Source organism: Acidimicrobiales bacterium (assembly GCA_036378675.1).
GTDB lineage: Bacteria > Actinomycetota > Acidimicrobiia > Acidimicrobiales > Palsa-688 > DASUWA01.
Map to the genome: position 1 here is coordinate 19,153 of DASUWA010000002.1, position 14,091 is coordinate 33,243.

Sequence of the window (14,091 nt, forward strand, 5' to 3'; positions counted from 1 at the left end):
ATTGCTGGTGGAACTAGGATTGCTCCGAGCTCGAATGGTCCACCGCCGGCGCACATCCACGTCGAACTTTGGCGTCGGCCGCCGCGAAAGCCACGACGCCAGCGGCTTCTACCAGCGTTTCCGCCCGCCGCAGTTGAGCGCCGAGGAGACAGTGCTCGCACCCACGCCCGTCGTCGAGCCTTTCGTCTGCGGCGACGCGCGTTCGATGGACGCGATCGATGACGGATCCGTCGCGTTGGTGGTTACGTCACCTCCGTACTTCGCGGGAAAGGAGTACGAGGAGGAACTCGATCGCGACGGAGTTCCCGGTTCGTACCTGGAGTACTTGCAACTGCTGCGCGAAGTGTTCTCGGAATGCGTCAAGAAACTCGAGCCCGGCGGTCGGATCGCCGTCAACGTCGCCAACCTCGGACGCAAGCCGTACCGGAGCCTGTCGGCCGACGTGATCGGCATTCTCCAGGATGATCTTGGCCTCCTCATGCGAGGAGAGATCATCTGGCAGAAGGGCGAGGGGGCCAATGGCTCGTGCGCTTGGGGATCGTTCTCGAGCGCGGCCAATCCGGTGCTGCGGGACGTCACCGAGCGAGTCATAGTCGCCTCCAAGGGCCGGTTCGATCGCGCAATTCCGGCAAAACGCCGATCCGCCAGTGGGCTTCCCTCTGAAAACACCATGACCGCCGACGACTTCATGACCCTCACGCTCGACGTCTGGTCGATCCCGCCCGAGAGCGCCAAACGGGTGGGGCATCCGGCGCCGTTCCCAGTCGAACTGCCGGAGCAGCTGATCCGGTTGTACACCTACGCCGGCGACCTCGTGCTCGACCCGTTCATGGGAAGCGGCTCGACGCTCGTTGCGGCCTCACGGCTTGGAAGGCGCTATGCCGGCTACGACCTCGACCCGGCGTACGTGGAGATAGCCGAGCGGCGGGTCAAGGAAGCCAGCGCGAAACCGGTCCCGTTGAGTCAACCCAACCCAGAGACCGCCGCCGCTTTGTCCGAGTCGGCCATCGTCGACGCCGGTTTCGAAGTTCGGCAACGCAACAAGCGGATCCCGGGCACGGGGGTCACGATCGGCCTCGTCGCCACCGACCGGCTGGGTGTCGCCTGGTACTTCGAGATCGCCGGCCCGAACACCAGCCGCCGGGGCGGGCTCTCCCGCGCGGAATCGGTCTGGCGGACACTCGGCCGGGTGGCTGCGTTTCGAGGCAGCCTGGGACCGGAGGCAAGGATCGCGGTGCTGACCACCTCGATCCCGCAAGGGCCGGGCGGCGAGCCGCTGAGAGCTGCCGGCCCGGGCCTGTTCTTCGACGTCATCGACGTGCTGTCCAGCGATGGGCTCGCCCGATTGAAGCGGTATTCAGCCGGCGATTGCGAACTACCGCTCACCGGCTTCTGGCGTGACGGCGATCTCGACCGCCCTGGGGTGTAGCCCCCATTTCCATCTGGGGACTTTCGGGGTTCCTTCGCTTCCTTTTCACTCCTACTAGATCCCGCCAAGCCGACGGGTCGCATAAGGAGCGAAACGGTGAATCAGACTGCAACCCCTCCAAACTGGACGGGCCCGGTACAACCAACACCAATGGGGGCCATCGAGGCTTGGCTCGACTACTGCGAAGCTAATCTCACCCACCCTGCGGGGGTCGAAGACCAACTGCGTAGAGAGGGATGGGCTCCGATCGCCGCGGCGAGCGTGGCCGGGTCGTATCGCAGCCGCTTCAACGAACACCCGCTCGGATACGCCACCCTCCTCGTCACGACCGGGTTCTCTGCGTTGGCCGCCGGAACGTCCGGCCACCTGATCATCGACGGGCTGGTTCACCCAGTACATCGCACGGCGTTGGCAGCAAGCCTGTCGTTACTGATCTGCTTGCTTCCTTTCGCGGTTTGGTCACACGCGTGGGCGGCGAAGGTCGACCGGGAGGACCCGGTTGCGGCCTGGAGCCGTCCCCGCCGCAACCTCGCAATGACGCTGTTGTGGGCATGCGTGATCGTCGGCGCGATCCGGCTGCTGTTCTACGTACACACGCTCACGTCAGCGCTTCTGTCGACACACTCGCAGTCGAATGGGGTGTTGGGTGCCGGAGCGTTGAACGTGGGATTCTCGCTGTCGATAAGTGTCACCCTAGGAATATGGGCGTACGGCTTCCTGCATCGGTTCGACACTGAAGACCCCAGTGTTCCGCCGGATACCCGCCGCAGGGCCCCGCGATAAGGCATCGTGGTGGGGTGGAAAGAGGCGTGCTCATCGGCGCCGCGTGGTTGAGATGGGCGGCGTGGGCGTGGCTCGCCGTCGTCGCCCTGGTCAATCTCCACAGGGTCGACCACCCTTCGGTCGCGTTAGCCGCGGTGGCAGCGACCGGTGCGGTCACATTCGCGGCGCACGCCAGCCTGAGGGGCGGCCAGTGGAGACGGGCAGTGAGTTTTCCAGCGGTCGCCGTCGAGGTGGCGGTTGCACTTGGGGTCGTCATCGCAGATGGATGGGTAAGGCAAGGCAGGATCACCGGGCAAACCCTCGCCGGCAGCTGGCCGATCCCTGCAATTCTGGTCGCAACGGTCGCAGGCGGATTGCTGTGGGGTGTCGGAGTAGGAGGACTGCTCACCGCCGCTCGGGGCCTGGCGGCGGCTGTAGGCGGAACCGCACCCGGTCAAGGCGGACGTCAGGCGCTGTCCGTCATATCGACCGGTGTTTCCTGGATAGCTTTCGGACTTGCGGTCGGCATCGTGATCACCATTCTGCGTTCCGCGCAGCGCGACCTAGCCGATGCGGAATCCCGCGAAAGGATCGCCAGGGACCTGCACGACGGGGTCCTCCAGACGCTTAGCCTCATCGAAAGACGCTCCCCGTCTGCGGAGATCGCAAGGCTCGCCCGGGAGCAGGAACGTGACCTCCGGTCGTACCTCTTCGGCGACCACGAACGACCCGGCACCGTCGCGGCGGAACTCAGGTCGGTGGTTGCGAAATTCGAGCGCTCATGGCCCGCTTGCGACGTGACCGTTACAACGAGCGAAGATGTTCCTTCAGCCGGTCCCGAGACCGTGAAGGCGGTCGGCGGCGCAGTGCTCGAAGCGCTGACCAATGCCGCGAAGCACGGCGCGGCGCGAAGAGTCGTGGTATTCGCCGATCTCGACGAGCAGAGCGGTGGGTTGTTTGTGAGCATCAAGGACGACGGCTCCGGCTTCGATCCAACGAAGGCGACCGAACGCGTAGGCATGTCAAGCAGCATCCGCGGCAGGGTTGAAAGTGTTGGCGGTGATGTGCGGTTCACGTCCTCGCCGGGAGACGGCGCTGAGGTCGCCATCACGGTGCCCGTGACAGAACCGGCGAGCAAACGGTGACGAGCGAAAACCCTGCAGCTGCGCAACCGATCCGAGTCGTGATCGCGGACGATCATCCGACCGTCCGCTCAGGGATCAGAGCTGACCTGGGTCCGCCTTTCGAGGTGGTCGGTGAAGCCGGAGACGCGTCCGAAGCGCTCGAGATGATCGATGCCGAGGTACCGGACCTGGTCGTCTGCGACCTCAACATGCCCGGAGGAGGCGGCCTGAGGGTGGTCCGCGAGTCGGTCACCCGCCACGGAGAAACGGTGAAGGTGGTCGTGTTCACCGTCTCGGAACACGAGCGCGATCTGCTCGATGCTGTTGCCTGCGGGGCGTTCGGCTATTTGACCAAGTCGACGCCCGGACCGGAGTTGTACCAGCAACTGCTCCGTGCGGCCGCCGGCGATCCGCCCTTTGCGCCACAACTTGCGACCTTGTTGCTGGGCGAATTCCGCCGGGTCGCTCGGGACGTGCTCGGCGGGAATCCTCTGTCCGATCGCGAGCGTGAGGTCCTCAGGCTGGTCGGACGGGGATACACGTACCGGCAGGTTGGCAAGGAGTTGTTCATCGCCGAGAAGACAGTGGAGAACCACGTCAGGAACATCCTGCACAAGCTTCACCTCACCCGCAGGGACGAACTGATCCGCTGGGCCGCCGACCACGGCATCAGGTAGGTGCGCCGATCGGCGTCCCACTCGCCGGGACCCCGCCGGTTGAGCCAGAGAACCATTTCTAGAAAAATATTCGACTATGCGTGAGTTCACTCATCCGGCTATCGACGCCTTGAGGGCTGCTGGGCCCGAGCTGAAGGCTGAGGCAGCCGTCAACGCGGAGGAGCGTCGCCTGTCCGACAAGTCGGCCAAGATCCTGCGCGAGACGGGCGTCATGCGCCTGGCCCAGCCGGCCCGCTACGGAGGGCTCGAAGCGGACCCGAGGGTCTTCGTCGAGGCGATGATGATCGCCTCCCAGTTCGACGGCGCCGCAGGTTGGGTTCTTGGGGTCGTTGGTGTTCACAACTGGCACATCGGCCTGTACGCCGATTCGGTCCAGGCGGAGGTCTGGGGCGACGACCAGGACACATGGATCAGCTCTTCGTACAACTACGTCGGCAAGGCGACGCCTGTCGAAGGGGGTTTTCGACTGACCGGTCGGTGGTCCTTCTCGTCGGGATGCGAGCACGCCCGCTGGGTGTTCGTCGGTGGGTTCGTCTACGACGGCGACGGCAAACCGGTCGAGATGCGCCATTTCCTTCTCCCCCGCGCCGACTACGAGATCGTCGACGTCTGGCACGTCGCCGGGCTGTCCGGCTCAGGAAGCAACGACATAGTCGTAGACGACTCATTCGTCCCCGATACCCACAGCATGAGCTGGCCGGACCTGAAGGCGCACCGATGCCCGGGGGTCGAGGTCAACACTGCCCCGCTCTTTCGGGTGCCCTGGGGATCCATGTTCCTCAACGCGGTGAGTGCGCCCCTCGTCGGAATGGCCAAAGGGATGCTCGACGAATCCGTGGCCCTGGTCAAGAGCCGGGTCAGCGGGTACATCCCACCGGGGCCGGCCGCGAGCCCGTTCGACGCCAAACGAATCTGGCCGGCGGTGAGCATGGCGAGGCTCGCGGAGTCTTCGGCGGAGATCGACGCGGCGAGAGTGCAGATGCTCGACAACCTCGGCGACGTCTACGCCTACGCGATTGAAGGGCAGCAGGCGCCGCTCGAAGTGAGGGCCCGGGCCAGGCGGGATCAGGTGATGGCGACCAAGAGGGCTATCGACGCCGCCAACTCAATCTTCTCTCTGGCGGGCGGGCGCGGCTTGTCCCTTAAGAGCCCGATCCAGCGCCTGTGGCGCGATGCTCAGGCCGGTGGACACCACGTGGTCAACGGGTCCGACCAGGCACTGACTTCGTATGGCGCGTTCCTGATGGGCGAGGAGATCGAGGACCAGTTGGTCTGAGCGCCTGCCACACCCCCTCGGCGATCGCTTCGGAGGCCGCCTTTATGCTCGCCGGCGAATGAGTGCCGTGGAACAACGTCGAGCGAGCCCAGTGGTGCACCGGGCCTATCAGTAGGGCGACCACCAATTCGAACGGCAGGGGTCGAACCGTTCCTTCCGACATTCTGCGGTCTAACCAGGACCGCACTACCGACAAGAAAGCCTCGTTCTCTTCGAGCAGATCGGATGGCAAGTCTGCCGACCGGTAACCGGCGAACGGTTGTCGCAACAGGAACATCGCCTGACGCCGGTGTCTCAGAAGCCACCGCAGGTGGTAGTCCACCGTCTCCTTGATCCCGCGCTCCGCGGGTGGGTCCGCGGCGAGGATCGCTCCGGCGCCTCGCTGATAGTCATTCAGGACGCTGTAGTGGAGCGTTGCGATCAGCTGGTCCTTAGAACCGAAGTGGTGGTAAAGGGTGCCGACACTGACGGATGCTCGCCGGCACACTTCCTCCACGTAGCTTCCGGACTCGCCAACCTCAACGACGGTTTCGAGAGCCGCGTTGAGAATCTCGCTTCGACGTACAGCCGTCCTGCGCCGGCGATCGGGCCCCGCCGTCATTAGAAAAATATTCTAGTTCGGTTCGGGTGAGCCTGCTTGCCCCCGACGGGTCCACCCCGCCGCGTCTCGTTTACTGCGCCGGGACCGTGGTGACCAGCTTCGATCGGATGAGCGGCTCGAAGTGCTCGAGCGGCTCGCTCTTGTAGTCGGAGTCGAACGCGGTCTGGTCGTACTTCGCGCAGAACTCCTCGGTGTATTCGAAGTAGGGCGAATCCCTGTAAGCCTCGCGCGTGTTGCGGTCCAGACCGATGTGCTGCCAGAAGTAGTAGCCCTGGAAGATGCCGTGCTGCTCCACCATCCAGTGGTTTGCTTCAGACACGAAGGGCTTCAGTATTCCGGCCGCGATGGAGGGATGGTTGAACGGCGAGAGTGTGTCCCCGATGTCGTGAATCAGCGCGCAGAGCACGTACTCGTCGTCGCGGCCATCCCGCTGTGCACGGGTGGCGGTCTGGAGCGAATGCTCCAAGCGGTCAACGGGGAACCCGCCGTGGTCGGACTTGAGGTCGCGGAGAAGGCCGATCACCCGGTCCGGCACGAAGCTTTGCGTGATGTTCAACTGCGGGGAGATCAGCGCCCAGTCCTCGGCGGTGGACTCCTCGAAGGTCTTGAAGGCGGCTCGAGGCGCGTGCGTCGTCATACCCCGAAGCGTACCGCTCACAGCGCTGCCAGGCCCCAGCCGGCAGCTGCGGCGAGCGATCCCGCGAGGACGCTGTACACCGCGTTCCTGACAGCGAGGCCCGATTCCCCGGCTTCTGCCAGTGCGACGGTCTCCAGGCTGAACGTGGAGAAGGTGGTGTAAGCACCGAGCAGGCCGGTCCCCACTACTCGCTTGGGGATGTCTCCGAAACCGTGATAGAGGACAAGCCCGGTGAGGACTCCCAGCAAGAAGGACCCCGAGAGGTTCACCGCCATTGTGCCGACGGGGAACACACCACCCGCTCGATCGCTGATCAAGGAGTCGATCACGTAGCGGAGTGGCGCTCCCAGGGCGCCGGCCGCGGCTATCAGCAACCACTCCCACCACGACAACGCTCAGCCCCGATCCGCGGATCCGTCTTCGCCCGCGTCGGTTGGATGCCGCGAGTAGTGCCGAACGTCCACGTCCTCGACCGTGACCAACCCCCCTTCTACAAGCGGGAGAACCGACTCGACGAAGCGCTCCACTGCTTCGGCGGTGTCGACAATGACAACCGCAAGCGGCAGGTCGTCGGACAGTGAAAGGATCCTCGTCGTGTGGATGTGGTTCGACTTGCCGAATCCTTCCACGCCGCGAATCACGGTTGCTCCTGCGATGCCCGCGGCGTGCGCACGGTGAACGATCTCGGTGGCCAGCGAGTGGTGTCCGGCTCGATCCTGCTCCCCGACCACGATCGTCAGCCGCTTGGCGGGACCTGACAGCTCCATCAGACCTCCCTTCTCCGGAGTCGGGCGAACCTTGCACCAACCCAGAGTGCAAGCAATCCTCCCGCGGTTGAAACGATGGCGTACACGACAGCGATCCCGGATCGACCTGCCCGAACCAGTGAGTCGGTCTCGACCGAGAACGTCGAGAACGTGGTGAAGCCTCCGCAGAAACCGGTGCCCAGCAGAGCTCTCGGGTAGCGAGACGGAGCGGACCGCTCGAGCCCGGCAACCAGCAGGCCCAGCAGAAGTGACCCGGCGAGGTTTACCACGAACGTCGCCCACGGGAAGTCTGTAGCGCCGGTCTGCCAGGCCTCCTCGACCGCGGCGCGAGCAACGGTTCCGGCGGCTCCACCGAACGCGATCGCGGCGACCAGCCCCGCGCCGAACCTGTGCGCCTTCAATGGGACTTGTCGATCAATCTGGCGACCCTGCCGGTGTGGACGTCGTACCGCCAGCCCTCGACAGCGATGCTGGCCGGCATTCCGGACCAGGATCGGAGGATGCGAACATCCTCCTCGAGGGCCGTGTCCGGGTCAGGCATGGCGAGGAAGTCGACGCCGAAAAGGTGCTCACGCTGTTGCTCCGGCAGGCTTTCGAACACCTCGGCGTCCGTCTTCCCCGCGAGCGCACAGCCGGTGTGGTGCATCACTGCTATGTGGGTCACCTCGAGAAGCGATGTGGCCAGCGTCATCGACCTCAACACGTCGGGCGTCACCCGGCCGCCGGCGTTCCGCAGGATCTTGGCGTCACCCACCCGTAGCCCGAGAATCGCCAGAGGATCGATCCGGGTGTCCATGCACGTGATCAGGCCGAAACCTCTGGCCGCGGGCACAGGCAGGTCCTTCAGCGAGAATTCGGCGGCGTAGCGTCGGTTGGCAGCTAGTAGGTCGTCGAACACGGCGCCCAGCCTTGCAAACCTGCGATATCCGGCGCGATCTTCAACCCATGACTCGACTGGCTGGGGCTCGTGTGCTGGTGACCGGTGCGTACGGAGGGCTCGGCAGCGCAATCGCCCGTGCGCTACGGGGAGAGGGCGCCGAACTGGTCTTGACCGGGAGGAAGTCGGAAGCCCTCGCCGATATTGCCTCCGAGGTCGGTGGCGAGGCGATCGTCGCGGATCTCGCAGTACGCGAGGACAGCGCCCGCATCCTTCAAGAAGCCGGGAGGGTCGACGTGCTTGTGGCGAACGCAGCCGTCCCCGCAGACGGGGACCTCGCCGAATGGACCCAAGAGCAGGTGTACCGAGCGCTCGAGGTCAACTTTGCCAGTCCGATCGCGATGACTACGGCGCTGCTTCCCAGCTTCAAGGAACGCGGATCCGGTCACTTCGTCTACATATCGTCGCTCGCCGGAAAGGTCCCCTCGAAAGGGGCTGCCCTGTACTCGGCGACCAAGTTCGGGCTGCGCGGTTTCGCGGGATCGCTCCGCGCGGACCTGGCCGGCAGCGGGATCGGGTGCTCGGTCATCTTTCCCGGATTCGTACGCGATGCGGGAATGTACGCCGAAACTGGAGCAAAACCGCCGTTCGGGATGGGTACCGTCTCGCCAGAGGCGGTCGCCGCGAGCGTGATCAAGGCGATTCGATCGAACAAGGCCGAAATCGATGTCGCGCCTCTAGGGGTAAAGGCCGGCGCGCTCATCGGTTCCATCACACCCGCGCTCGCGGCAAACATTCAAGCGAGGATCGGAGTGGGGCTGTCGGACCAGGTCCTCGAAGCGCACCGCTCGAAGCGTTGACTCAACGGTCGTGTCAGATGGTGAACGCGAAGTTGGAGACCACCTTCTCGCCGAGCTCGCGGTCGCCTTCCATGCCGACGCCGCCCAATGCCCCGCCGAGGACGGTCGCCGGCTCGACCCGTCCGCCCGCCAACCGGGTGAAGGCTCCCGATGACAGGGACAAGCTCACCGTGGGGGCGGCGTCGAGCGATGGGACGACCCTCGCTCGTCCTTCGACCACAGCGACGTCCAAATTCCTGTGGACCGGACCGGTAAGCCGGAAGCTGACCGTCGAATCCGCCGGAAGGCCGGCCTTCTTGCCCACGACGAAACCGAGGGCGCGGACGATCTCGTCGATCGACTGCTCCGCAACGGGACCAGTCTCGTGGCCGGGTTGGCCGACCGAGTCACGGATGTCCTGCTCGTGCATCCAGCAGTCGAACACCCGGATCTGCATGAAGCGCCGGTAATCCGCCTTTCCCACCGGCGTCCAGGACGGCTCTGTGAAATCTTCCTCGCTCATTGCCCTCAACGCCTTGGTTCGCTCCGCGATGACCTCCTGGAACTGGGCGAGCACCTCCTCTCGGGGACATCCGGACAGGGCGACCACCCAGACCTCGTTGAATCCTCCAATGTCGTTGCGGACGTGATCTCCCTTTCCGGGTTCGACCTCGGGATTGGCACGCCCCAGAAGCATCGACTCGGTACCGACCAAGTGGGCGTACTGCGCCGCAACATCCCAACCCGGGCAGGGCGTGATGGTGTGCCAGTTGGAGTCGTCGAGTCGAGCACCAAGTTCGGCTAGCTCCCTCCAGACCTCCTCGAGCTGGGAGGTCAGGTCCGCCGCGCGGCTGGCTGCTGCGATCCCCGGGGCGCAGTTGCTGGGGCTGCTTGGCATTTCAGGCCACCGGCCTTTCGATGGTGCGCCAGTCGCGGGCGTCCAAATAGGGAGTGAAGCTCGTTTGGATGTGCTCCCAGTCGACAGCCGTCTTGGGGCGCCGGAGCTCGTAAAGGTGCGGGAATTCGGCCCATCCCGCCACGAGGTCCCATAGCCGGCCCGCCTCTTCACCGCTCGGCGCGGGGGTGACGACCGGCCCGTACAGAGTGGTCCGGCCGTCCAGCAGCAAGGTGGGGACGCCGTAACCGCCGAGAGCCAGAACCGCGTCGTGATCGGCGCGCACGTCGTCGTTCGTGGTCTCATCGGCGATGGCCGCTTCAACGATCCCCGGGTCGAGCCCCTCGGCTTCGAGAACTGCTGCGACCCCGTCCGGGGTGTGCACCTTCAGCCCGTCCTCGTGAAGGGCCCAGCCGGCGTCCGCATAGAACCGGTCGACCGCCGCGTTGCCGTCGGGACGGCGGCGAAGCATGGCAGCGACCCGAAGCATCGACCACCCGTAAGACCAAGGCCGCTCCCAGGGGTGTTTCTTGCCGTCCTCTCGGTTGACTTCTTCGAGCGAGAAGAAGCGCCACCGGATGTCGATGTCGCGAACCCTGGAGGCCTCTCGGATCCACTTGCTCGTCTGGTACGCCCACGGGCACATCACGTCAAAGTGGAAGTCAACCTGGGTCATGAGCGAGACCCTACGCCCGAGTCCGGTTCATTTTCCCGACCAGTTCGGAGGCCGCTTCTCGATGAACGCGGTGAGGCCTTCCTTCATGTCCTCACTGCTCATGGCCACGGCCATCGCCTTGGCGGACAGGCTCCAGCCAGAGTCCTCGTCCTCCGTCATCGCCGCGTAGACCACCTTGCGCGACTCCCGCACAGCGACCGGAGCATTGGCCTCGACGCGCTTGGCGAGTTCCTTTGCCTTGGCGAGCGCTTCACCGGGCTCGCAGAGCACGTTGACCAGGCCGAAGTTGTGGGCCCGTTCCGCGTCGATAGGGTCGCCGGTGAGGGTGAGCTCCATTGCGATGTTGAAAGGAAGCTTCCTCGGAAGTCGGAAGAGTCCGCCGCCGGCGGCGACCAAGGATCGCTTGACCTCCGGAATTCCGAACTGCGCCGTCTTGGAGGCGACGATGAGGTCGCATGCGAGGGTGATCTCGGTTCCGCCGGCGAGAGCCGGCCCGTCGACGGCCGCGATGATCGGCTTGCTCCTTTCTCGTCGGGTGATCCCCGCGAAACCGCCTCGCTTTGTCTGCAGATCCCCCGCGCGACCAGCGTTGATCTCCTTGAGGTCGGCTCCCGCAGAGAACACCGGCGGAACCCCGGTCAATATGCCCAGCCACAAAGAGTCGTCACCCTCGAGATTATCGATCGCCTCTTCTACTCCTCGTGCCACTTCGCCGTTTACAGCGTTTCGGGCCTCGGGGCGGTTGATAGTGATAATGGCAACGTGGCCGTCGGTTGTGTAGTCGATCGTCGCCATCGTGCCTACTTCGGCTGGAGGCGCGCGGCGCCGTCGATGCGGATGGTTTCCCCGTTCATGTAGCTGTTGGTAACGAGCTCCACTGCCAGACTGGCGAATTCGTCGGGGTGGCCGAGCCTGTCCGGGAAAACGACGTCTCTCTTCAGCTTCTCCTTGAAGGCCTCCGAGGCGTCGCCCGAGCCGTAGATCGGGGTGTCGATGAGACCGGGGGCGATCGTGTTCACCCGGATTCCGACCACGCTCAGATCTCTCGCGATCGGCAGGGTCATCCCAACAACGCCCCCCTTCGACGCCGAATAGGCGGCCTGGCCGATCTGGCCGTCGAAGGCCGCAAGCGAAGCCGTGTTGACGATGGCGCCGCGCTCACCGTCGGCCAGCGGCTCGGTCTGGCTCATCGCCGTCGCAGCCAGTCGGATGCAGTTGAACGTCCCGATCAGGTTGATCGAAAGCACCTTGGTGAAGGCGTCCAGGTTGTGCGCCGAGTCGTAGCTACCGTCCTTGCCGATCGTCCTCATCGCCCACCCGACGCCGGCGCAGTTGATGAGGGCGCGGAGCGGACCCATGTCCTTCGCTGCCTCCACTGCGGCGATGACCTCGTCGGAGTTGGTGACGTCGGCGTGAACGAAGATCCCCTCGACCTCCTTGGCGAGCTGCTCGCCTCGGGAGTCGTTCATATCCAGCACTACACACCGTGCGCCCCGCTCGGCTAGCAGCCGGACGGTCGCCTCGCCCAGACCCGACGCCCCGCCGGTGACGATCGCTGACACTCCGTTGATGTCCATAACGCGCAGGCTAGGTCAGGGCCAGACGGATTTAACAACTCCGGGTGCTCCACCCTCCTTCCGTACACTCGTTTGGGCGAGAAGGTCGCCGGGGAGTCGCCAGGGGTAGTTTCTGAGGCCGGTGCTAGTCCCCTGGACCTGGGCCGCAGCCGTGGCCGCATGCCTCCTCGTCGCAGGGGTGACCCTGCGTGCCGCGCAGCGTGCACCTAAGCGATCCGATCTTGCGGTGGAAACCGCGATCGTCCTCGGTCTGTACGCCCTGTGGCAGGAAGGCGGCAGCCTCGCTGTAAATCACGTCGCCGGCGCCGTAAGCAACGGCCGGTGGGTTTGGAACGCGGAACGAGCCATGCACTTGCCGAGCGAGGTTGACATTCAGGGCCTGGTGTTGTCCTACCCGCACCTGGTCGAAGCCCTGAATGGTTTCTACGACATCGTGCACGTGCCCGCGCTGATCGGTTTTCTGTTGTGGCTCTATTTCCGCCACCGCGACGAGTACGCGAAGTGGCGGACGATCGGTGCGATCCTCACCGGGGGGTGCCTTCTCATCCAAATGATCCCGGTTGCGCCGCCGCGGCTCATGCCCGGCCTGGGATTCGTCGACACCGCGATGCGCTATAGGGAATCGGTGTACGCACCCGGAGGTATCGGTGATGCGACGCAGCTCGCAGCGATGCCATCGGTGCACGTCGGGTGGGCGGTCTTTATCGCCGTCGCGGTGATAGTCGTGAGCAAGAGCCGATGGCGGTGGCTGATCGTCGCGCACCCGGCGGCAACAGTGTTTGCCGTTGTGGCCACGGCAAACCATTGGTGGCTCGACGGCATGGTTGCCGCGGCGCTGCTTCCGGTCAGCGCCGGCGTATACGTCGTCGCCACGCGCGCGCTGCCGAGGTTGGCCAGGCGCCCAACGATTCAGGTTGCGGCACCGGCCGCCTATGCGGCGATGACTCCTCGTTCGAGCAATGCTTCAGCGATCTGCACGGCGTTGAGCGCCGCGCCCTTGCGCAGGTTGTCGCCCGAAACGAACATCGTCAGCCCGCAGCCCGATGGGTCGCTGTAGTCCTGCCGCACCCGCCCGACCAGGCAGGTGTCGCCGCCGGCGGACAACAGCGGCGTGGGCACGTCCACGACCTCCACGCCCACCGCACCTCGCAGCAGCTCGAGCGCCCGATCTGCGTTGATCGGACGGTCGAAGGTCAGGTTCAACGACAACGAGTGGCCGGTGTACACCGGCACCCGAACACACGTCACGGAGACCGCCAAGTCCGGGATGCGGAGTATCTTCCGGCTCTCGTTGCGGAACTTGAGCTCTTCAGCTGTCTCGTTACCGTCGAAGGTTCCGGCGTGGGGAAGGACGTTGAACGCGACCGGACCCGGGAACGACTTCGCCGGGGGATAGGTCAACGCCGAGCCATCGAGCGCGAGCGCGGTCGACTTCTCCCACAGGGCTCGAATCTGCTCGTCGAGTTCGGCCGTCCCCGCCAGCCCGGCTCCCGACACCGCCTGGTACGTCGAAGCGACGACTCGACGGAGCCCTGCTTCTTCGTGCAACACGGCGAGCGGCGGCATGCACACCATCGTTGTGCAGTTGGGGTTGGCGACGATTCTTTTGGGGATTCGGTCTAGCTCGTTTGCGTTGACCTCCGGAACGACAAGCGGGCATTCGGGGTCCATGCGCCACGCTGAGCTGTTGTCGACGACTATGGCACCGGCGGCGGCGACTTTTTCCGCGAAGTCTCGGGACGCGGACGCACCCATGGAGAAGAGTGCGACGTCAACGCCGCGGCTGTCGGCTTTCGCCACGTCCTCGACTTCGATGCCCTCGATCTCGCGGCCCGCCGACCGGGCGCTGGCGAACAACCGGAGCTTGTCGTGAGGGAACCGGCGCTGTTCAAGCACGGCGCGCATCACCGCGCCGACTTGGCCCGTCGCCCCGTAGACACCGACGGTCAGCATC

General features: G+C 65.0%; 17 protein-coding genes and 1 pseudogene. 8 read left to right on the plus strand and 10 right to left on the minus strand.

Translation table 11 applies throughout. The annotated features are described in order from the left end of the window. Positions 1-7: 7 nt before the first annotated feature. The 6 genes from VFZ97_00625 to VFZ97_00650 all read left to right on the plus strand — a co-directional run bounded on the left by VFZ97_00625 (position 8) and on the right by VFZ97_00650 (position 5,872). A complete protein-coding gene (locus VFZ97_00625) occupies positions 8-1,429 on the plus strand; it encodes a site-specific DNA-methyltransferase (protein ID HEX6391914.1) in 1,422 nt (473 codons plus the stop codon). Between the two features lie 150 nt (positions 1,430-1,579). Next, positions 1,580-2,212, plus strand: a complete 633-nt coding sequence (locus VFZ97_00630) for a hypothetical protein (GenBank protein HEX6391915.1) — start codon at positions 1,580-1,582, stop codon at positions 2,210-2,212. A gap of 14 nt (positions 2,213-2,226) precedes the next feature. Beyond that, complete coding sequence (locus VFZ97_00635) at positions 2,227-3,336, plus strand: ATP-binding protein (protein ID HEX6391916.1); 1,110 nt, start codon at positions 2,227-2,229, stop codon at positions 3,334-3,336. After that, the gene (locus tag VFZ97_00640; protein ID HEX6391917.1) at positions 3,333-3,992 is read left to right on the plus strand and encodes a response regulator transcription factor; all 660 of its coding nucleotides are present in this window, start codon (positions 3,333-3,335) and stop codon (positions 3,990-3,992) included. The genes VFZ97_00635 and VFZ97_00640 overlap by 4 nt, the downstream gene beginning before the upstream one ends. 76 nt (positions 3,993-4,068) lie before the next feature. Continuing rightward, positions 4,069-5,268 carry a hypothetical protein gene (locus VFZ97_00645; protein HEX6391918.1) on the plus strand — a complete coding sequence of 400 codons (1,200 nt, stop codon included), beginning with the start codon at positions 4,069-4,071 and terminating at the stop codon, positions 5,266-5,268. A 289-nt stretch (positions 5,269-5,557) separates the two neighbouring features. Beyond that, positions 5,558-5,872 carry a hypothetical protein gene (locus tag VFZ97_00650; GenBank protein ID HEX6391919.1) on the plus strand — a complete coding sequence of 105 codons (315 nt, stop codon included), beginning with the start codon at positions 5,558-5,560 and terminating at the stop codon, positions 5,870-5,872. 67 nt (positions 5,873-5,939) lie between these two features. Here VFZ97_00650 and VFZ97_00655 read toward each other — a convergent pair whose 3' ends face one another. From VFZ97_00655 to VFZ97_00675, 5 genes are read right to left on the minus strand one after another with little or no spacing between them, the layout of a single operon-like run. Next, entirely contained in the window at positions 5,940-6,506 is a 567-nt protein-coding gene (locus VFZ97_00655) for a phosphohydrolase (protein ID HEX6391920.1), read from the minus strand. Between the two features lie 17 nt (positions 6,507-6,523). Further along, positions 6,524-6,898 (minus strand): fluoride efflux transporter CrcB, encoded by a 375-nt coding sequence (gene crcB, locus VFZ97_00660; GenBank protein HEX6391921.1) that lies wholly within the window; start codon positions 6,896-6,898, stop codon positions 6,524-6,526. 3 nt (positions 6,899-6,901) lie between these two features. Then, the gene (locus VFZ97_00665) at positions 6,902-7,273 is read right to left on the minus strand and encodes a DUF190 domain-containing protein (GenBank protein ID HEX6391922.1); all 372 of its coding nucleotides are present in this window, start codon (positions 7,271-7,273) and stop codon (positions 6,902-6,904) included. Further along, positions 7,273-7,674: a fluoride efflux transporter CrcB gene (gene crcB, locus VFZ97_00670; protein HEX6391923.1), complete on the minus strand. Its 402-nt coding sequence runs from the start codon at positions 7,672-7,674 to the stop codon at positions 7,273-7,275. The genes VFZ97_00665 and crcB (VFZ97_00670) overlap by 1 nt, the downstream gene beginning before the upstream one ends. Beyond that, positions 7,671-8,171, minus strand: coding sequence for a carbonic anhydrase (locus VFZ97_00675; protein ID HEX6391924.1), 501 nt, complete (start codon positions 8,169-8,171; stop codon positions 7,671-7,673). Before VFZ97_00675 ends, crcB (VFZ97_00670) begins: the two co-directional genes overlap by 4 nt. A 47-nt stretch (positions 8,172-8,218) precedes the next feature. Between VFZ97_00675 and VFZ97_00680 the strand changes: the two genes are divergently transcribed. After that, positions 8,219-9,010, plus strand: a complete 792-nt coding sequence (locus tag VFZ97_00680; protein HEX6391925.1) for an SDR family NAD(P)-dependent oxidoreductase — start codon at positions 8,219-8,221, stop codon at positions 9,008-9,010. Positions 9,011-9,023: 13 nt separating this feature from the next. Here VFZ97_00680 and VFZ97_00685 read toward each other — a convergent pair whose 3' ends face one another. Genes VFZ97_00685 through VFZ97_00700 form a run of 4 tightly spaced genes read right to left on the minus strand, consistent with a single transcriptional unit; the run spans position 9,024 to position 12,137 of the window. Continuing rightward, positions 9,024-9,887, minus strand: a complete 864-nt coding sequence (locus VFZ97_00685) for a maleylpyruvate isomerase family mycothiol-dependent enzyme (GenBank protein ID HEX6391926.1) — start codon at positions 9,885-9,887, stop codon at positions 9,024-9,026. 1 nt (position 9,888) lies between these two features. Beyond that, complete coding sequence (locus VFZ97_00690; GenBank protein HEX6391927.1) at positions 9,889-10,560, minus strand: DsbA family protein; 672 nt, start codon at positions 10,558-10,560, stop codon at positions 9,889-9,891. 27 nt (positions 10,561-10,587) lie between these two features. Continuing rightward, positions 10,588-11,355, minus strand: a complete 768-nt coding sequence (locus VFZ97_00695; GenBank protein ID HEX6391928.1) for a crotonase/enoyl-CoA hydratase family protein — start codon at positions 11,353-11,355, stop codon at positions 10,588-10,590. A 5-nt stretch (positions 11,356-11,360) separates the two neighbouring features. Continuing rightward, entirely contained in the window at positions 11,361-12,137 is a 777-nt protein-coding gene (locus VFZ97_00700) for an SDR family NAD(P)-dependent oxidoreductase (protein HEX6391929.1), read from the minus strand. Positions 12,138-12,363: 226 nt separating this feature from the next. Here VFZ97_00700 and VFZ97_00705 point away from each other — a divergent pair. After that, a pseudogene (locus VFZ97_00705) lies at positions 12,364-12,978 on the plus strand (phosphatase PAP2 family protein). 89 nt (positions 12,979-13,067) lie between these two features. Here the strand turns inward: VFZ97_00705 and VFZ97_00710 are convergent. Beyond that, a complete protein-coding gene (locus VFZ97_00710; GenBank protein ID HEX6391930.1) occupies positions 13,068-14,090 on the minus strand; it encodes an aspartate-semialdehyde dehydrogenase in 1,023 nt (340 codons plus the stop codon). Between the last annotated feature and the right edge of the window lies 1 nt (position 14,091).